This window comes from Flavobacterium johnsoniae (genome assembly GCF_001879205.1).
Taxonomy (GTDB): domain Bacteria; phylum Bacteroidota; class Bacteroidia; order Flavobacteriales; family Flavobacteriaceae; genus Flavobacterium; species Flavobacterium johnsoniae_A.
In genome coordinates this window covers 278,660-297,849 of sequence record NZ_MLFK01000009.1, presented here as the reverse complement: position 1 = coordinate 297,849, position 19,190 = coordinate 278,660, and the positions used below count along the sequence as shown (strand labels likewise).

20 protein-coding genes and 2 pseudogenes are annotated in these 19,190 nt (G+C 41.3%); 13 read left to right on the top strand and 9 right to left on the bottom strand.

Annotated elements, in window-relative coordinates; all coding sequences use genetic code 11:
* Nucleotides 1-42: 42 nt before the first annotated feature.
* On the top strand, nucleotides 43-351 hold the full coding sequence (locus tag BKM63_RS17180) for a hypothetical protein (protein WP_071637794.1): 309 nt from the start codon (nucleotides 43-45) through the stop codon (nucleotides 349-351).
* A 56-nt stretch (nucleotides 352-407) separates the two neighbouring features.
* Here the strand turns inward: BKM63_RS17180 and BKM63_RS17175 are convergent, their stop codons facing one another.
* Complete coding sequence (locus tag BKM63_RS17175) at nucleotides 408-2,474, bottom strand: PAS domain-containing sensor histidine kinase (RefSeq protein ID WP_071637793.1); 2,067 nt, start codon at nucleotides 2,472-2,474, stop codon at nucleotides 408-410.
* Between the two features lie 325 nt (nucleotides 2,475-2,799).
* Between BKM63_RS17175 and BKM63_RS24115 the strand changes: the two are divergent.
* The 5 genes and pseudogenes from BKM63_RS24115 (at nucleotide 2,800) to BKM63_RS17150 (ending at nucleotide 6,531) form a co-directional block, all read left to right on the top strand.
* Nucleotides 2,800-2,979, top strand: a pseudogene (locus BKM63_RS24115) (DUF3606 domain-containing protein).
* Nucleotides 2,980-2,983: 4 nt separating this feature from the next.
* On the top strand, nucleotides 2,984-3,190 hold the full coding sequence (locus tag BKM63_RS17165; protein ID WP_071637792.1) for a hypothetical protein: 207 nt from the start codon (nucleotides 2,984-2,986) through the stop codon (nucleotides 3,188-3,190).
* Nucleotides 3,177-3,404, top strand: coding sequence for a hypothetical protein (locus tag BKM63_RS17160; RefSeq protein ID WP_071637791.1), 228 nt, complete (start codon nucleotides 3,177-3,179; stop codon nucleotides 3,402-3,404). Before BKM63_RS17165 ends, BKM63_RS17160 begins: the two co-directional genes overlap by 14 nt.
* Before the next feature lie 140 nt (nucleotides 3,405-3,544).
* The gene (locus tag BKM63_RS17155) at nucleotides 3,545-5,920 is read left to right on the top strand and encodes an ATP-dependent helicase (RefSeq protein WP_071637790.1); all 2,376 of its coding nucleotides are present in this window, start codon (nucleotides 3,545-3,547) and stop codon (nucleotides 5,918-5,920) included.
* Between the two features lie 323 nt (nucleotides 5,921-6,243).
* Entirely contained in the window at nucleotides 6,244-6,531 is a 288-nt protein-coding gene (locus BKM63_RS17150; protein WP_071637789.1) for a hypothetical protein, read from the top strand.
* Nucleotides 6,532-6,604: 73 nt separating this feature from the next.
* On the opposite strand, the gene BKM63_RS17145 is transcribed toward BKM63_RS17150, so the two are convergent.
* Nucleotides 6,605-6,853, bottom strand: a complete 249-nt coding sequence (locus BKM63_RS17145) for a hypothetical protein (RefSeq protein WP_071637788.1) — start codon at nucleotides 6,851-6,853, stop codon at nucleotides 6,605-6,607.
* 275 nt (nucleotides 6,854-7,128) lie between these two features.
* Here BKM63_RS17145 and BKM63_RS17140 point away from each other — a divergent pair, with 275 nt between their 5' ends.
* Nucleotides 7,129-7,362 (top strand): hypothetical protein, encoded by a 234-nt coding sequence (locus BKM63_RS17140; protein ID WP_071637787.1) that lies wholly within the window; start codon nucleotides 7,129-7,131, stop codon nucleotides 7,360-7,362.
* Between the two features lie 44 nt (nucleotides 7,363-7,406).
* Entirely contained in the window at nucleotides 7,407-7,889 is a 483-nt protein-coding gene (locus tag BKM63_RS17135; protein ID WP_071637786.1) for a CinA family protein, read from the top strand.
* Between the two features lie 88 nt (nucleotides 7,890-7,977).
* Here the strand turns inward: BKM63_RS17135 and BKM63_RS17130 are convergent, their stop codons facing one another.
* Nucleotides 7,978-9,141, bottom strand: coding sequence for a zinc-dependent alcohol dehydrogenase (locus tag BKM63_RS17130; protein ID WP_071637785.1), 1,164 nt, complete (start codon nucleotides 9,139-9,141; stop codon nucleotides 7,978-7,980).
* A 192-nt stretch (nucleotides 9,142-9,333) separates the two neighbouring features.
* On the bottom strand, nucleotides 9,334-9,948 hold the full coding sequence (locus tag BKM63_RS17125) for a ferritin-like domain-containing protein (protein ID WP_071637784.1): 615 nt from the start codon (nucleotides 9,946-9,948) through the stop codon (nucleotides 9,334-9,336).
* A gap of 245 nt (nucleotides 9,949-10,193) precedes the next feature.
* Between BKM63_RS17125 and BKM63_RS23955 the strand changes: the two genes are divergently transcribed.
* Genes BKM63_RS23955 through BKM63_RS17115 form a run of 3 tightly spaced genes read left to right on the top strand, consistent with a single transcriptional unit; the run spans nucleotide 10,194 to nucleotide 13,160 of the window.
* The gene (locus BKM63_RS23955) at nucleotides 10,194-10,799 is read left to right on the top strand and encodes a hypothetical protein (RefSeq protein ID WP_242661175.1); all 606 of its coding nucleotides are present in this window, start codon (nucleotides 10,194-10,196) and stop codon (nucleotides 10,797-10,799) included.
* Complete coding sequence (locus BKM63_RS17120; protein ID WP_242661174.1) at nucleotides 10,723-12,375, top strand: hypothetical protein; 1,653 nt, start codon at nucleotides 10,723-10,725, stop codon at nucleotides 12,373-12,375. Before BKM63_RS23955 ends, BKM63_RS17120 begins: the two co-directional genes overlap by 77 nt.
* Nucleotides 12,376-12,401: 26 nt before the next feature.
* Nucleotides 12,402-13,160, top strand: coding sequence for an SDR family oxidoreductase (locus tag BKM63_RS17115; protein ID WP_071637783.1), 759 nt, complete (start codon nucleotides 12,402-12,404; stop codon nucleotides 13,158-13,160).
* A gap of 180 nt (nucleotides 13,161-13,340) precedes the next feature.
* On the opposite strand, the gene BKM63_RS17110 is transcribed toward BKM63_RS17115, so the two are convergent.
* Nucleotides 13,341-13,532 (bottom strand): cold-shock protein, encoded by a 192-nt coding sequence (locus tag BKM63_RS17110; protein ID WP_071638156.1) that lies wholly within the window; start codon nucleotides 13,530-13,532, stop codon nucleotides 13,341-13,343.
* 232 nt (nucleotides 13,533-13,764) lie between these two features.
* On the opposite strand from BKM63_RS17110, the gene BKM63_RS17105 reads away from it, so the two are divergent.
* Both BKM63_RS17105 and BKM63_RS17100 read left to right on the top strand, forming a co-directional pair.
* Nucleotides 13,765-14,739, top strand: coding sequence for a hypothetical protein (locus BKM63_RS17105; protein WP_123907089.1), 975 nt, complete (start codon nucleotides 13,765-13,767; stop codon nucleotides 14,737-14,739).
* 457 nt (nucleotides 14,740-15,196) lie between these two features.
* A pseudogene (locus BKM63_RS17100) lies at nucleotides 15,197-16,009 on the top strand (SDR family NAD(P)-dependent oxidoreductase).
* 551 nt (nucleotides 16,010-16,560) lie between these two features.
* On the opposite strand, the gene BKM63_RS23530 reads toward BKM63_RS17100, so the two are convergent.
* From BKM63_RS23530 to BKM63_RS17080, 4 genes are all read right to left on the bottom strand, one after another.
* Nucleotides 16,561-17,127 (bottom strand): hypothetical protein, encoded by a 567-nt coding sequence (locus BKM63_RS23530; RefSeq protein ID WP_123907088.1) that lies wholly within the window; start codon nucleotides 17,125-17,127, stop codon nucleotides 16,561-16,563.
* A gap of 3 nt (nucleotides 17,128-17,130) precedes the next feature.
* Nucleotides 17,131-17,724: a short chain dehydrogenase gene (locus tag BKM63_RS17090; protein WP_071637780.1), complete on the bottom strand. Its 594-nt coding sequence runs from the start codon at nucleotides 17,722-17,724 to the stop codon at nucleotides 17,131-17,133.
* A gap of 138 nt (nucleotides 17,725-17,862) precedes the next feature.
* Nucleotides 17,863-18,918: an NAD(P)/FAD-dependent oxidoreductase gene (locus BKM63_RS17085; protein WP_242661173.1), complete on the bottom strand. Its 1,056-nt coding sequence runs from the start codon at nucleotides 18,916-18,918 to the stop codon at nucleotides 17,863-17,865.
* 9 nt (nucleotides 18,919-18,927) lie between these two features.
* Nucleotides 18,928-19,149, bottom strand: coding sequence for a hypothetical protein (locus BKM63_RS17080; RefSeq protein ID WP_071637779.1), 222 nt, complete (start codon nucleotides 19,147-19,149; stop codon nucleotides 18,928-18,930).
* Between the last annotated feature and the right edge of the window lie 41 nt (nucleotides 19,150-19,190).

Genomic DNA, 19,190 nt, shown 5'->3' with positions numbered 1-19,190 from the left:
CAGCAGTGCTATATACAGCAATCTTTACCCTACAAGACATCTATGACCTTAGTATACTTTCTTACCGGCTCGTATAAGGATCAGGACAATGATTTTGAACTTACTATTTCGATCCCTGAAAAATCTTCAGGGAAGTCGCAGTTTGTTTTAGTACTTAATGATCTGTCCTCTCCAGATACGTTATCATGGCAGACTGAAAAGCCAGCTTTTTTACTGGGCCTTGATGCGCTGGACGAATTTTTAATTGAAAATAGTATAACACTCTACAGCAAAATCCTAACCACGGAATTTCGTGATCAGTCCGTTGACAAGGAACTCGAAGGATTTATATTAAACAGGCTGGAATATTGAGCAGTGCTGACTGATTAATGACAAATCCAAAGTACCAGTCTACAGCTGTAAAGGCATTACTGCGTCCTTTTCAGAGGCAGATAAATATTAAACCGTGCTCCATTTTCCGAACTGCCCTGTGCGGTGATCAGTCCGTGGTGGTTTTCAACAATTTTCATGCATATGGAAAGGCCAATACCGGTACCTTCAAATTCCGTCTTGCTGTGCAGCCTTTGGAACAGTTCAAAAATTTTATCGGCCTGTTCTTCTTTAAAGCCTATCCCCTTATCACTCACTACAATTTTGACAAAATCCACTGCAGCGTCAAGGCTTAGGACTGTTTTTTCCTGATCAGGCACCTCGAACGCTTCCACGCTGATCTGCGGGACGGACCCCGGACGATGAAACTTCAGCGAATTGCCGATAAGGTTGCTCAGCAGCTGGGTCAGCTGAAGTGTCTGTCCCGGAACTATAGGAAGTCTGCCGACAGCTATAACTGCCTCTTTCTGTTCGATGAGCAGCTCCATATCTGACAATATTCCTTCAACGATTTTATTGAGGTCTACACTGGCAATTTCTCCACCTGCATTGTTCAGCTGGGAATACGCAAGGACATCTTTTACCAGGGCCTGCATCCTTTCTGAGGATTCCTTTATTTTTTTGAGCTGACCCTGCGATTTTGCATCAAGGGAACCTCCTACTTTGGATTCGAGCATCTGTGAAAAAATGCTGATTTTGCGCAGCGGCTCCTGCAGGTCATGCGAAGCAATATAGGCAAATTCAGCCAGCTGGGAATTAGAACGGCTCAGGCTCTCATTGGCCGATTCAAGCTGCTGGGTTCTCTGCTGAACAATTTCTTCAATTCTTCTCATCGCCAGCACCTGTTTTGTAACATCGTTTGATATGGCAATAACACCTAAAATTTCACCGCTTGCATCCCTGTAGGGTTCATAAATAAAATTCTGATAGACAATATCAGGATTTCCAAAGCGGATCAGGTGCACCGGCATTTCATTGGCTGTAAAGGTCTCCCCTGTTTTATATACATGGTCCAGAAGCGCTTCGAGTCCCTGCTCCTTTGCGTCTGGCAGCGCCTCAAAAATCGGCCTGTTCATCACATCCCGCTCTTCCTTGCCCCAAAGGTTGATCATGCAGTCATTTGCTACTTCCACGGTATGGGAGGGTCCAAGGAGCAGGCACATACATACAGGCGCCTGAAGTATGAGATTTTTGAAATCCTGCTGCGTCTGTTCCACTTTGATCTTTGCAAGGTTAAGGTCTGTAACATCCGCAGCTGTGTTCAGCACGCCGTATACCTGGCCTTCCTGATTAAATAATGGCGTAAAACTGTAGTTGAAATAGAACGGCTGAAGATTTCCCTGCACCATTAAATCCACTCGCTGATTACGTGCGTTAAAGGGCCTTCCTTCACTGTACACTTCGAGCAGTCTTGGGTAAATATCCTGATTTTCCAGTTCGGGTAGCGCATCAAAATAAGTTTTACCTATTATGTCACTGCCCTTCCCCCAGACATCGATAATCGCCTGATTGGCCATTGCAATGCGCATGTTCCTGCCTTCGTAGACACCGATTGGAAAAGGTGCGCTGTCCACAAGTGACCGGATTTGCTGCTCGCTCTGCTTTGCAGCGCTTATATCGGCGCAAATGCCCAGCACTCCCTCAACTTTCCCCGTATCCCCAAATAGAGGACTGTAGGAGAAACAGAAAAACTGCGCTTCCTTTTCATTTTCACCTTCAGTAAAGCTGACCGGCTGGTCCTGGAAATTAACTGCTTCGCCGCTCTGCATTACTTTTTGTATAACAGGACCCGTGAGATGCCAGGTGCCCGACCAGTTATCATCAGCCGGTTTTCCCGCCTCCTGCATTTTTCCGATACCCGAGAGAAGCGGCACAGAGGCATCATTATGAAATTGAATCAGCTCGCTGCCCCACCAGAGAATCATTGGGAATTTTGATGACAGGACCATTGCCACGGCATTTCGCAGGCTGATCGACCAGTTTTCAGGAACGCCCAAAACATGCTGCGACCAATCGGTTTGACGCAGGGTCGTGCTCATTTGATCAGAACCGTTGAGAAAGTAATGATTATTTCCTGATTCAGAATTATTATTATGAAAGTTCATACCTGAAAGAATGCTAAAATTTTAAATATTTATCACGCCAGCGGGTGGCGTTCTCTCAAAGATAATTTTTTTTCACTAAAAAATAAAGCAATTTCAGTGCAAAGTATCAGTTTAATATTATAAAATTATAAGGCGCTTTTCATTAAAAAATAAGAGTTAAAACTAAATGCTTTTGCAGTTTTTAATTTTCCAAATAAACACCATAGCTTATTATCGCCACGTAAACAACTAGTAATCATAAAAATCCTATAACAATCGTACTTTATAATATAACAGAAAAATGATCTGATAAAGTAACTTTGGGTAACTATTAAATTTAAAAATCATGGATGATAAAACGAAAACCGGAAAAGCTGATGATTCGCAGATTAATATAAACGAATCCTACGAAGTGCAGTATTGGTCTGAATAGTTCAACGTGCCACAGGAAACATTAAAAACCGCTGTAAGGTCCGCAGGTACCAGAGTAGATGACGTCAGGGATTATCTGGCCGAAAATAATTAATATCATGCCCTGGTACCACGGGGATTATCCCCCATCTTATAAAAACCAGCCCGCAGAACTACGCGAAAAGGCCGTTGAGATCGCCAATGCCCTGCTTCAGGACGGCGCGGAAGAAGGAATTGCCATAGCTACGGGACTCAAACAGGCCCGCGAGCTACTCAAAAACCATAAGGAGAAAACCGATAAAACTGAAAATCATGGAAACGAATAAAAACACACAACAGGACCAGGAAAACACAAACGAAAATGCCAACAGCGCCTACAGCGGTTCGGGAGGCATGCAGCCCGGAGCCAGTACAGGAGTAACCGGCCGCCTCAATGACTACCAGGAGGAAGACCCACAAGATGTTTCAGACAAAAAAAACAATCCTCAGGGTAAAAGCATCGCCGAGGCCACTGATCCTTCAAAGCTCTCGGATATTTAACACTAAGAGAGTATTGTGACATCCAAGATCTTGAAAAGAATTTACTAATTTTATGGTAAATTCTTTTCAGGATCTTTTGATTTTACTCAAGCTGACACGATCCCAATAAAAAATACTAAACCAAAACATACAAAAACGAAATGACTGATCCCATCCTAGAGAACCTTAACCAAAACCAGCTTCAGGCAGTGGAAACAACCGAAGGGTACGTGCGCGTGATTGCCGGGGCGGGATCAGGAAAAACAAAAGCGCTGACCTCGAGGTTTGCCTATATTGTGGACAGGCTCGGGATCAATTCCTCCAACATACTTTGCGTGACCTTTACCAACAAGGCAGCCCAGGAAATGAAAAAAAGGGTAAAGATGCTCATCGGCGATACCTACGATGTGAGCCTTATTACCACCTACCACGGATTTTGCGTGCGGTTCCTGCGCGAGGAAATAAATAAGATCCAGTATCCGAAAAATTTTATCATACTTGACGCGGAAGATCAAAAGACGATCCTGCGTGAAGTCTTTAACGAGCTGGACATCAACTCCAAGAACTTAACCTTCAAACAGGCCCTTCAGTTCATTTCCAAATCAAAAGGCAACTCTGACTATTTAAGCTACATTCTGGCCAATAAAAGCTTTGAGCACGAAAATACCGAGAATTTATCGTTAAAAATATTTCACAAATACCTCGATAAACAAAAGCGGAATTATGCCCTTGACTTCGATGATCTGATACACTTCACCGTATACATCCTGACAACTTTTAATGAAGTGCTTGTAAAATGGCAGGAAAACATGCATTACATACAGGTCGATGAGGCCCAGGACAGCTCCGACAGCCAGTTCGAGCTGGTGGAAATGCTCTCGCGTATCCATCAGAACTTATTTGTGGTGGGCGATCCTGACCAGACCATTTACGAATGGCGCGGCGCCAAACCAGAATATCTGGTGGATTTTGATAAGATGTTTCCAAACTGTGAAACAATTATCATGAACCAGAACTACCGCTCTACTCCAAACATCCTGAAAGTGGGAAACCATATTATTAAAAACAACAAAATAAGGGTCGACAAGGATATGATTACCGAGAGGCCCGAAGGAGTTGAAGTGGTTCATTTTCACGGCAAAAATGATTTTGAGGAATCCCTCTGGGTAGCCTCGGAAATCAAGGAGATCCTTAAAACCGAAAAGGCAAATTATTCCGATATCACCATACTGTACCGCGCCAACCATATTTCCCGAAACATCGAGCAGTCCCTGATCAAGGAAAACGTTCCCTATACGATTTTTGGCGGCGTTAAATTCTTTGAAAGAAAGGAAATCAAGGATGTCCTGTCCATGTTAAGGCTCATAGTGAACGGGGATAATATTTCATTCCTTCGTATGTTCAACCATCCTTCCCGTGGGCTTGGCAAGAAATTCATGGAACGCCTGAGTTATCTGGGACGCGAACAGAACCTATCGCTTCTCAGAGCACTTGAACAAAACATCACCGATAACGAGCTGTCCAAAAAAGGTGCTGCCGAATTTCTGGATTTAATCGCCGAGCTAAAGGAGTTTGCCAAAACAAAATCCATATCGGATCTGGACAAAGAAATACTAGAGAGAAGCGGACTGGCCGCGTTGTACCGAAAAGACGGTGATGAGAACCGGCTGGAAAACATCAAGGAGCTGGTAAGTTCCATGCTCCTTCTGGAACAAGAAAATAAAGAGCCTGTCAATGTCGAGGAATACCTGCAGGAAATTGCGCTCTACACCGATTTGGATACCCAGAATGAACATCAGGACAAGGTAAAACTGATGACGATCCACATTTCAAAAGGATTGGAATTTCCGTACGTATTCCTTTGCGGTTTTACAGAGGGTGTTCTGCCAAGCGCACTCTCGATCAAAGAGAGAAGAAGCCGCGCGATTGAGGAAGAAAGAAGGCTTACTTATGTAGCGGTAACGCGCGCCGAGAAAAGATTTTACATCACCGATTCGGAAGGATATAATTTTACCACAGGTCTTAACAAATATCCGTCGCGTTTTCTCTTTGAAATCAGCGAGGAGTTTTACATCCGCAAAGGAAAGCTCAGCCCTGAAATCCTTCAGGCCTCTAAAGTACAGGCAAGAGATTCAAATACCGAGAACAAGGAGCTCTTTGGTGTCGGGGATTTGGTGCTGCATCAGGTATTTAAGAAAGGTAGAATCAAGGCCGTCAACCTGGATAAAAACCAGTATTCAATCGACTTTTTCGAAATTGGCAAGGAAAAGCCAATCGACTTCAATTTCCGCTTCCTTAAAAAAATAGACGACGATTCCAATTCAGAAGCCAGTGAGAGTGATGCTGCTGATTCTGGCATTGATTTACAATCCCATTTGAAGTCCCAGGAAAATCCCTTTGACAAAAGTGACAATGCTCAGTCATATCCTTTTTCTGAGCCATTTTCTGAAGATAAAAAGGCGGACCCAACCAAACAATTCACTGAAAGCGATACTGATACTTCTAAAGACAACAATAAAAAATGGTGGAAGTTCTAAAAGTAAAATTTCTATCGATAACTTGTTCCTTTAGAACTCTGGCCAGCTGCGCCGGTTATTTGGTATACTTAGCAAACGGGCTCCTCAGGAGCCCTAGCCGCGATAGCAGTGAAATCCTTTTTTGCCGGTGTTCGGTATAAAAGATTGAAACGCATAGCGGGAAGAGCTCCTAAAAAATTGCATTTGCACCTCCGCTAATCTAATCGCGTTTTGGATCGCACGAAGTTAAATCAAGATCTTATATTTAATTTTAATACTGATTTTTAGTGCTTAAAAAATCCACATTAATCTGTTTTTCGTAAATTTAGGTAAAGGATGTATTTATGGAAACACTACCACTATTTCATATCAAAGTTTTGCAGCTTCTGGCAGCCCGATACGGTTTAAGCTGTACTTTAGAAGAGGTGACACGTCTTCTTGCCCCAGTAATTAATACTCAAAGAGTTTTTACTGGAACTATATCGACTGAAAGGGCTTTCGAGGCAGCGGTGCTCGATGCATTAATCGTTTTGAATGATATGGGCCATATCTTTTTAAACTCATGTACCGATAAAAGCTTCATCACCATTAAAGGCCTGATTACAGTAAACAGCAAAGTCTTGTGCAATTGATAAATGAGGTAAAATTTCCAAGTAAAATTATTAATGTTTCTTTACGGTAAATTAAACTTAAGCGAGACAGTATTTAACTAAAAATAGATATACTGTCCTCCAGCTGCTCCCGGGCAATAAATGCCGTAATAAATTCTCGCACTTCAATGCCTGTTCCGCTCTCAATGTCAAAAGTATTGATGTGGTATTCTTCGTCCTGATCCAAAATGTGTATGATCTCTGTATAGCCCTTTGAGATCAGACTGCCTTTTAATTTAATAATATTTGACTGCTGTCTGCCGTCCAGTTCTTTTCGGACCTTCAGCCTGATCCCCTTTTCCATCCCCGGTAATTTAAAATAATATGTTTCTGGTATTTCATATCAAATATAAAACATTATTAAATGATACCTAGTTTCGAAAAAGGAATTTAACATCCATTATTTTTGATCAAATACCAGGCAGGAGCCGAATGTAAATTTGATAAAAATTGCCTGTTTGCATATAAAAAAATATCGAAGCTAAAGTATTACTTTTAAGTGCCATAACAGCCTAAATTTGTTTCGGTTATTAAATATAGTACATGACAAACAATTTCTTTAACCATAAATAAAAAACAATGGAAGACCTTATAAAACAGTTCGAAAAAGACCTTAGGCAGCACCTTGAAAATGTATATAGTGCTTCGGTGGAGCCCGATGACATCAAGAGGCTTGACCAAGCCGAAAATACCGTTTTTGATTTTGTGGACGATTATCTGCTGGAATCCGCCCTGATCGCCAGGGACGTGGAACGCCTTACCCAAGAGGTGCTGGACCAGTTTGCCAGATCTAAAATAAACTACATCGAATAGTTAAAAATGTAACCAGAAGAACAGTTTAATAAATATTGAAGGTTATGACATCAGAAATTATAATCCAATGCAGCGAGGCCGTTGCGGCCAAAGGCTGGAATATTGCTTTTGCAGAAAGCGCATCAGCGGGAAAACTAAGCGCTGAATTTTCCCTAACCCCGCTGTCGGGAAAAATTTTAAGGGGCGGTATTGTCTGTTATGAAGTTTTTGTTAAAGAGCAGATCCTGCTGGTACCCCGCGAACTAATAGAGCAGTTTACCCCCGAATCTCAAGAGGTCACCAGTGCCCTTGCCCAGCGCACAGCGGTCATATTCAATGCCGATATAACAGTGGCCCTGACAGGGCTTACCACTGCGGGAGGAAGCGAGACCGCGGAAAAACCGGTCGGTACCATCTTTTTGTCCATCATTACGCCTTTAGGAACAATAGACCACAGGGAGGTTTTTGCAGGCGGTCCCGAGCAGATCATACAGCAGGCAGCCGATAAGGCCGCAGCATTGATCATTGAAAAAATAAAACCCGAGTAAATCGGATTTCATTGGCATATTTAAATCAATGTATAAAAAAATCTGCACCAGGTGCAGATTTTTTTTTATGAATGTTTATAATCGATGTTTATTTCCAGGGATCCAGTACTACCTTAACGCAGCCATCCTCTTTTTTATTAAAAATATTATAGGCATGCGAAATCTCAGATAACGGAAGCCTGTGGGTAATGATATCATCAAGCTGCACTTTTCCCTGCACTACATATTCCAGAAGTTTATCGATATGTTTATGCGCCGGCGCCTGTCCTCCTTTGAGTATTATACCTTTGTCAAAGAACTGTCCAAGCGGAAAATTATCGTAATTCACGGGATATACGCCAAGAACCGAAACAATACCGCTTCTTCTCACCGCGCTCATGCAGGCTTCAAGCACTTTAATAGAGCCTTTTTCAAAATTGACCGTTGCTTTTATTTTGTCAGCCAGGCTTCTTTCGGGCTCAAAGCCGACAGCATCAATACATACATCCGCGCCTCGCCCATTGGTAAGCGATCTGATATGCTCCACTACATCTTTGGGATCTTCCCACAATATAGTGGTAGATCCTGTAGAAACCCTCGCCCTGTCCAGACGGTACTGCAGCGTGTCCACGATAATTACCTGCGCAGCTCCCCTTAGCCAGGCACTTTTGGCTGCCATAATCCCGACGGGACCCGAACCGAAAATAGCAACGGTCTCTCCCCCTTTCACTTCTCCCCAGTCCACTCCTGTATATCCGGTCGGAAAGATATCGGTAAGGAAAAGCACCTGCTCATCGGTTAGGTTATCCGGAACCACGCGCGGTCCGTAATTAGCATAAGGAACCCGTACATACTGCGCCTGCCCTCCGTCATATCCGCCGTAAAGATCAGTATACCCAAAAAGCGCTCCTCCTTTTTCGGTCAGGATTCCGCCCTCTGGACCATAATGTTCGGGATTACTGTGCTCGCAGTTTCCCGGAACGTCATGATTGCAGAAAAAACAATTCCCGCAGGCAACCGGAAAAGGAACAACCACACGGTCACCTCTTTTAAGATGGGTAACAGCCGATCCTGTTTCCTCTACAATTCCCATAAATTCATGGCCAAGAACCATTGGGGATGTCGGCATTGCGCCTGAATAGATGTGCAGGTCCGATCCGCAGATGGCCGTAGACGTAACTTTCAAAATAATATCGTCCTGTGCATTGATTTTTGGATCCTCTACCGTATCGTATTTAACGGAGCCCGGTCCGTGAATAACTGCTGCTTTCATGATGGTCTTTTTTAAAATTAATAGACAGCTAAGTAACTATAATTTAGGCCATTAATTTTACAGGATCATTTCAATTTCTTACAAATAAAACACAATTGAGGACTCTTGATTAATCAAAAAAAAACCTGCACCATTAAAAAATGATACAGGTTTCTTAAAAATCAAATCTAATCTTGGAATTGCAATTTGAAATTATTTCTGATCTTCTTCTTTGGCGTCGAAGTTGATCGTATTGTAAGCAGCTTCTGTTAGTGTAACATCCGCTTGTTTTTCTTCAGCCAGCGTTTTCTCAAGAAGCAGTACAGCGTCATCCTCACCCAGGGTTGTAGCAAAGGCAGCAAGTGTCCCGTAGGTAGCAATTTCATAATGTTCAATTTTTTGTGAGGCCGCAATAATTCCCGCATCTCTTACAGGTCCTGCTTCAGTCTCCTCCATAATACTCTCGCCCTCTTTTATAAGTCCTTCCATCGCGTCGCATTTTTTGGCAGCAGCCTTCTCTCCTACCGATTTAAAAACTTCTTCAAGTCTGGCTACCTGCTCCTGGGTTACTGAAAGATGCTCATTAATAGCAGTAATAAGATTTTCAGACGTTGCATTTTTGGCCATTTTTGGAAGTGCCTTAACCAGTGCTTTTTCAGCCCAGTAGATATCTTTTAGCGAATCTACAAATAATTCTCGAAGTCCTTCAGCAGCAGAAGGTTTTGCCTTCACCGTCCCTTTTGGAGCTGTTTTGGACGCTGTTGGTTTGGCAGCAGCAGTTCCCGTTTTACTTTTGGTATCAGCTGTTTTTTTTATCGCAGTTTTCATAATGATATTTTTAAAGGTTATAAATCAAAATTACAATACGCTGTCTTATAATTCCTTACAGTTTTTCCGCTGATCTTTACAGTATTTTAAGATGGCCAGCATTAACTGAAAAAAGAAAAATTTATAAAAACACGCAAAAATTATATAAAACAAAATACGTCTGTTTTATTGAAATTTGTCATTATGAAGATCCTATAATCCATTACGCAACACTTACTACATTTTATAAACTAAAATTTATCATTATGCATACGATAACACCATGGAGCGCAACTGCTCAGGCAGATATTGAAAATAGTGACATACTTTTAGAAAGAAAAATTCTTGATTATACGTATCAATTTTACAATACAGGCGATTCTCTCTGGATTGTCGCCCTTATGCCCAATAACGGAAAAATAGCGCTTCGCGCCGCATTTGCAATGAACGGCTGTTTTGAAGTGTCCAATATTTTTGATGCTCAAGACAGTATCGTCATTATTTTAAATTCCAAACTTGGTAGTTATGAACTTCGCGTTACTTTTCCCGATGAAGCTTCGCCTTTGCTGCATTATACAACCAGCTTTAAGGCAAACATCCCGTTAATGATTCCGTTTTGGCCCCGGGATATACTTCCGCTTACACAAAACGGAAGTGTAGAAAATACCAGCGGCAAAATCCATATGGAGCAGTTCGGTTCCCGATCAGGATTACTATTTGCAAGCCATTACAAAACCGCAAACGGGGTCCTTTTTTTATTTTCAAAACCTTACGTCCCTATCAGAATATTGCGAAGTGACCAAAACGGAATCAAAAAGTACCGTTGGCGGAACCTGGCCGGAAATTGGATTTCAGCTTCCAGCTACAGATAAACTGCCCCTACCTGCAGATAAAGCCTTTACAATATCAGATGCTTATGTAATGTTTACTACCGAAATATTTGAGCAGACCTCGGCTATCTGCGAAAATTTCTTAAATAATCTTGTAAAAATATACAAGGTACTGGAGCAGCCCAGAATTGAATATAATGACTGGCCTGATATTGCGCAGAAAGTCATTACAGACTTAACCTATAACAAAGGTGCATGGACACAAAATAACGGAAGTCCGTACCTGAATGCCTATTTGTGCGATTATGAAACCCCTGCCGAGAGTATGGTTCAGCTTGCCGTACTCACTCCATTTAAGGAATATGAAAAATGGAGCGGTGAAAAACAGCCGCTTTGTGAAGATTTAATAAAAGGGCTGCCCGCTTTTTATGATCCAAAAATTAATTGTACAAACAGATGGCTTCCCGCACTTGTTGACAAACTTGACCAGTCCGAAGAACAAAAAAAAGAAATGGTGATGGATTCCTGGTATCTGCATCATCCGTTGATGAATTTGGCAAGACTGGCTTTGCATGGTGACAAAACAGCAGAGAAACTCGTTTTAGATTCTATTGAATATGTCATAAAAGTGGCACGTCATTTTAAATATTCATGGCCGGTATTTTATAATATGGAAACCCTGGAAATAATCAAAGCAGAAACCGCTCCGGGCAAAGGAGGAGAAAATGATGTTCCGGGTTCCTACGCTCACTTAATGTTATTGGTTTATAAGCTGACCAAAGAAAAACGCTATTTAAACGAGGCTGAAAAAGCTGCAATAAAATTGGTAGATCTGGGAGTCAATATTTTATATCAGGCCAATAATACCGCTTTTTCGGCGGGAGCATTATTAGAATTGTATAAAATTACCAATAAAAAACTGTATCTGGATTTAAGTTATACCTGCCTTAGCGGGTTATTTAAAAATGTACAGCTTTACGACTGCAGATATGGCTTTGGAAAAAATTACACGAATTTCTTTTCCATCTTTCCACTAAATGATGCTCCGTATACTGCGGCTTATGAAGAATTAGAAGTCTATGCCGCGTTATCGGAATATTTTATTCAGGCAAAGGACGTGGCTATTTTACCAGCGTTAAAAACGCTGATTCCCGAGTTCATAAAATTTGCCGTCAGCAGAATTGCCTATTATTATCCCGCAATGCTTCCTAAAGAAATGCTCTCGGAAGAAGTAAAAACCGGAGAAATACAGGCTGATTTGTGGGTTCCTCTAGAGGACTTATACAACGGCTGGGAGAAAAGCGGTCAGGTTGGTCAGGAAGTTTACGGCGCCGGAATGGCATTTGGTGTCGTGCCAAGACAATACATCAAAGCCGATGAAGACTTTTTGATTTTTATCGATTATCCTAATCAATTTACTAAAAGGGGAAAATCTGCCACCATACACCTTGACGGGGATAAAGATATGTCCTGCAATTTAAAAATTATAAAATTAGGCGATCGAAGTATTAAAATGAAAGTATTTCAGAATAAGGAGCTTTTAAAGGCCTTTCACCAAAGTGCAAAACTGCATGAATATGAGATTTCAGGTCAGGCTTTAATTAAGATCGAATGGTAATATTTACTAATAAATAAAAATACATAATGGAAAAATTAACAAATTACTTTGGACAAAACATCAATGGAAGACGAATTGTAATCACGGGCGGAACAACCGGAATAGGAAAAGCAATTGCCGATGTATTAGTATCTCTTGGCGGGCGCGTTCTTATTTTTGGAAGAGATCAGGAAGATTTCGATAATGCCGTTGCCGATATCAAACAACAATTTCCGGGCAGCGAAGTGTATGGCACCCCGGCAGATGTAACCAAAAAAGAAGACATTGATAAAATCTTTGATATAGTAGATAATGAGCTGGGCGGAATTGATATTTTAATCAACAACGCAGCGCTCGCAGCGCCCGGACTCACCAAGGAAACGTATGAAGATTACAAGTATGTTATTGATACAAATATTACAGGTTATCTAGCCTTCGCTCAGCAAGCCGCATCAAGAATGAAAGAGCAAAAATCGGGACATATTATCAATATTGGATCAATGAGCGCAGAAAGCCGTACTGCGGAAAGTACTATTTATGTGGCAACTAAAACAGCAATAAGAGGTTTTAGTACATCACTGCGTAAAGAATTAAATCCGCTTGGAATAAAAGTTTCCCTGATTGAACCCGGAGCGGTAACCAGCGACATGCAGACTGATCCAAAAAAAGTACAGCACGAGAAAGTAGAAAAACTGGAAATGCTGGAGGCTTACGATATTGCAATGAGTACTTTATTCTGCCTGTCACAGCCAAAAAGATGCGATATAGTAACTATGCAGATCCGTCCGCATCTGCAAATAATTTAATTGAACTGTTATAATTAATAACACTTTTTAGCCTTATGCTATTTACTTTATAAAGACACCTGTAATGCTGCAGGTGTTTTTTTTGCACTTTATCTGTCAATAATTATGTCAATGTACTAAGAAATGGATTCAAAAAAAAGCACCTCTCAAAAGACAGGTACTTTTACATTATTTTGAAAATTAAGCAACTACAACGTTTACCGCATTAGGACCTTTTTTACCTTCAGCAATATCATAGAGAACTTCATTGTTCTCAAGGATACTCGCTGATAGACCTGTAGCATGGACAAAGATTTCACTCCCGCCGTTTTTCGGTGTTATAAATCCAAAACCTTTTTCTTCATTATAGAATTTCACTGTACCTTCCTGCATCTTTTTAATTTTTATAATTTTGAAATAAATGTAGGTTATTAGAATCACAATACGTAAAGCACATTCCACTAATTGTGGGTGTTATGAAAATTATATAAAAAGGCATGGGAATTATATAAACACATCCCTCGACAATTTTGCATTTTTGAAAAGTGTCATTTATTACATTTCACTACTAGTTTTGAGACAGGGAAAATCTCCTGTTAATGTATAATTATAATTTTTTATACAAATGGCTCTACTAATTTTCACAAGATGCAGAATAATGCTGCTGCTGCTGATTTGCAGCTCTCCTGCACTATTTTACTCACAGGCTCAAAAGCCGACACCTAAAGTTATGTTTGCTATTGAAACCTATGCCTACCTTAAAGGACAAAGTTCAGCTCTGAAAACTATAGCCAAACAATTTCCAAATCTCAAGCGCAAAGTCAGCGCGGCGCAAAATAATGCTGAAATTCCATTTTCAAGGGCAGAACGAAATATTGAACGCTTGCTGCAGGATGAGCTTACCGCGTCCGAATTTAAGATAGTACAACGAAATATCGATTCGCTGATCAATGTACAACTTCAAAACCAAATCGAAAAGCAAAAATATGCCATTGATTTTCTTGAAAAAGTAAGCAAAGGAACTCATTTCATTACAGATACAATGGTGTCAAAAGGCATACTGTCATTTGCTTACCACGACACGCCCCATGAAGAAATCAATGATGGCCATATTAAAACTTTCAAAACCAAAAACCATCCTAAAGCGGAACAAACTGCGCTTAAGGTTCCCATACCGCACAGCTGGCTGGCAGAAGAAGCCCACATGCCCGAGACAATCCAGCAGTTTACCAGTTATTACCGAACGGGCAATGAGAAAATCACAATTGTAGTATATGATCTTTCTGGACAGCCTGAGGTTATTCTAAATGAAAAATCAATACTGGAGATGATACCTCCAGAATCTGCGCTTATCCGCACCGAGAACGTAAAAATTGACGGTATTCCAGATATGATGGTCGATGTAGAACAATCTCTTGGCAATGCTGATGACCAAATGAAAATAAGAATGCTGCAGTTCATGTTTAAACAAAAACAAAAACTGTACTGCCTGCAGGGAAGCATCGGTCCGGTCGCATCAAACAAAAATCTTGACTTACAAATTAAAAAATATGAACCGTTATTTCGTCTTATTGCCTCTAAGACCGTGATAGAGGATTAAATTTTCAAAAGCATTAAAGAGTCTGGAATTTAAATTTTATCGAACTTCCATATTAGATTTAATTTCTTCAAAGACAAAATTGAACCCGATGGCAAATAGCTCCGATAGTAGTGGAAATTCTTTTGTGACGGGCTTCGGCATAAAGGATTGTAACGTATAGCGGGAAAAGCTCCTAAACAACAATATATCCTTATTAATCACCTATTTACAAAGATTTACGGTATCAGGAAACACTCTCTCAGTAAAATTTTGTAAATCCTGATTAAAATTTTGTAAAACTGATATTGGCCGACAGACTAAATTTATTCTGAAGAAAAAACTGGATTCAAAAAGGAAAATTACTAGTAGTAATAAATTAAATAAAATTATTTGCATTAAGAAGGCATAAGAACAAACTGCAGATTAAAATATTGAATTGCCGGCCGGGTAAAAAAATTAATTTGTAATAAGTAACATCATGGGAGATACTAAAAATTATGCGCTGATTACCGGAGCAACTGAAGGAATCGGCTACGAGCTTGCCAAGCTCTTTGCCAGAGACGGTTACAACCTTGTTATTGTAGCAAGGCATGAAGATTAGTTAAAAAACAGGGCTGCCGAGTTCAGCAAGCATAACATTGATGTCATTGCTATTGCAAAAGATCTGTTTAAAAGAGAGGAAGCCTTTGCTTTATGCGCGGAAGTAGAGTCAAGAAACATATCCATCGATGTGCTTGTAAATAATGCCGGACAAGGGGTTTACGGACTTTTCAAAGATACTGAAGTGCAGCGCGAGCTGGAAATTATTGACCTGAACATCGCCTCCACTGTAATATTGACAAAACATTTTACCAAGCAAATGATAGCCCGCAACTATGGCAAAATACTCAATCTTGCTTCAATAGCCAGCAAGACCCCGGGGCCATGGCAGTCGGTTTACCACGGGACCAAAGCTTTTGTTTACTCATTTTCCGAAGCTATCCGTCATGAATTGAAAGACAATAATATTACTGTTACTGCGCTATTGCCGGGCGCGACCGATACCGACTTTTTTAATAAGGCCGATATGCAGCGAAGCACAATAGTGCAGGACAAATCCTCGCTGGCGCATACGGCCGATGTGGCAAAAGACGGCTATGAGGCACTCATGTCGGGCAAGGATAAAATTATTTCCGGCTTTAAGAATAAGGCCATGATCGGTATGAGCAATATTTTGCCCGATACCGCAGTTGCCGCCATGATGGACAAACAGCAGAAGCCTGCTGATCAACAGTCTGATTCTAAAACGTAAAAATATTCCAAAAAATTGCTCTGTCATCAACTGGATAAGTACGCTACTATCGCAAAGCCACGATAAATATGAGTAATTATCATTTATTTTCACCATAAGCGAAAAGCCGCCAATTAAATTCAATTGGCGCTTTTTTTTTAGCTGCTATCATATATTACTAACGCGTAGATATTTACATCAATCCCCAACAGGACATCCAAACCAAATTGCTCAAGCCACTGAAAGTCATGCTCTACCAGTAGTAAGCCAATCTCTTCAAATCTTCCATAAATTTTGTTGAAATTTGTCCCGCAGAGGTCACAAACAAGCCAAATGGCGCCAATTGAAGACAATTGGAGCCATTTTTTTATAATCTCACTTATTTTTATTAGTCTAAAGAGCCGGGCTGATCAGCAGCCCTAGCCCCGATAGAAGAGGAAATCCTTTTGTGCCGGTGTTCGGCACAAAAGATTGGAACGGATAGCGGGAAAAAGCTCCAAAAAAATAATATCAAACCCAAAAAGATACAACCAAAAATTACGATCATGAAGACCGCAATTCCCAAAACCCGATCAAAGACCCAAAACACGCAGCCAAAAACACCCAGCCCCTATGACCCGCAGCACCCTTAAAAGAAACCCCAAAGCGGCCCCAAAGACATAACGGTGAAGGACATAGAAAAGGACCTTATAGGGAATGACCCACGGGAGGGGTCCCAAACCGATAGGAATACCCAAAAAAGCAATGAGGCTGAAAGCGACAAATTTCAAACCATAGCGCCCGAAAAGGATAATCCCGTAGAGAGGGAATTCGAAATTAGGGAACCTGAAAATGACGAGTTTCATCAAGATGAACTGACCAAGGATGAAACAGATGGTACATCGGGCAATACCAAATCTTCCCAGCGAAATTTTTATGCACACGGATTTAATGCTGTAAAAAACCATTAATAATAACCGTTTTTTGCAGAGTTGTATTCCCACAGACAGCAAAAATGGCTGAAAACTTTCAGCCTGCAATGAACAAAACAAATAAGCCAGGGCTTGCGGGCCCCGGCGGGAAATTTGTATGAGCTCTGCTGAGCAATAAGCAGCCCAATCAATTCCAAAGCTGACCGCTTTGAAGTGCAGCTGCTGCAAAAATTAAGCCCTAATGATATGCCCGGTTCCCTTGCCAAACACGCTTTTTCGAAACATAAATTCCAACTGTCTCATGGTGGTGGGGATCTCTCCGGGGAAGTATGGGAAATACTGCGGGGAATCTTCGATGACTGTGGGGCTTACTGCATTGATACGAATCCCGTTATCCAGCTCAATGGCCGCTGCACGGACAAATCCTTCCACAGCACCGTTAACAGCTGATGCATTGGCAAAGTTTACCTGAGGCTCATGGGTCAAGGCTCCGGTAATTAGGGTAAAGGAACCTTTCGGGTTGATATAATGCTGACCTATCAGCACCAGGTTGATCTGCCCCATCATTTTTCCTTCCACTCCCTTTCTGAATGCTGCATCATTTAATTTGCCCCATGGACCTACAAATGTCGGGCCTGCCGTTGAAATCAAGGCATCAAATGAGCCGGCCTTCCTAAATAGGTTTTCAATGGATTCCGGTGATGTAATATCAGCATCGATGTCACATCCTTTGGATGCCACTGTGATAACTTCATGCTCCTTTTCCAGTGCTTTGACTAAATGTTTTCCCATAGTGCCGCTGGCACCTACTATAATAATTTTCATAATTGTGAATTTTAATTTTTTTTGGTTTATTTTCTTTGAAAGATATCTCAGGTGTTTTCAATTTGTTAGGACCGAAATGAAGCTGGACAGGACAGAACTCAGATAATGCCTCCTTGTGAGCCCTTATGGGCATCAACATCAAAATTGTTCCAGTATCAGCTTTTTACTGGCTGCCATACCCGCTGCCGTTCCCATTGCAACTGCATTGGCAAGAGTCCTGGCCCGAGAGGCATTGTCCCCCGAAGCATAAATGCCTTCAATGGAGGTCTGCTGAAAAGGATCGGTCTTAATGTATCCATCCTGGGTCATAACACATCCCAGAGATTCAGGTATTGTGCAGTGCTGTATAAAAGGCCTAGGGGCATACAGAGTACTTAGTGAAGATCTTGTGCCATCTGTAAATACAATATGCCGGATATGCCCCCCAAGATGTTCCAGCTTACTGATCTGCTTTTCAACAACACTAATATTACGGCGTTTCAGAATGGCATCCTGCCCAGCGGTTATCGCAGATACCCCATTGGTATAGAGGGTCAGATCCGGGGTCCAGTTTGAAATCATCTTAGCCAGTTCAAATGCAGGATCACCATTGCCCAGAATCCCTGTCCGGCTACTCCGAACTTCATAGCCATGACAATACGGGCAATGTATAGCTGAAATCCCCCAGCACTCTGAAAACCCCTCAATGGGCGGCATTATATCTTTTATGCCCGTAGCAAAAATTAGTTTTAAGGCCTGGAAAGTTTCACCGGTTTCCATCATTATTTCAAAACCTTTGTCCGTTTTCTTTCCACTGGAAGCAAAACCATTAAGGAATTTTACAGTTTCATACTTTTCTACCTGCTGTTTTCCCACTCCGGCGATTCCTGCAGGTGTGCTGCCGTCCCGGGTGAGGAAATTATGGGAATATGGCGTTTGTGCATTGCAGGGCTCACCGCTATTGATAACCAAAACTTGCTTTAATGCCCTTCCCAGTGCCATTGCTGCGGCCAGGCCGGAGTAGCTTCCCCCGATAATAATGACATCAAATTTTTTACTAACTGTACCCATATAAAATGTTCTAAGTGGAAATGGAAAAGTTAAAGCTGCTATTGCCAATCCGGTTTGTTTAATGAACTTACGCCTTGGTCCTGTAAAATCTGTACCGGCAGTGGCGCCGGAACTGAGAGATTCCGTTTTTGTTGGACGATCCATTTTTTGCTTTTATTTTTTTGGTTTATAGGTAAACTGTCGCAGGATAAAATCTAAAAACGGAATCCCGGCAAATACGATCCAGGGCACAAGCGCTATGGTGAGTATAAAAGTCCGCTGGTATAAAGGCAATACGGACAATGCATTGCCAAAGAGGAATAAAAAAAGTGTAATGGAGGGATAAATGGCCAGCCATATCTTTAAGGATGCCATCAGTTTCATTTTTGTTTTCATACTGATCTGGGTTTGAATTAATTTTATTTGACAAAATTACT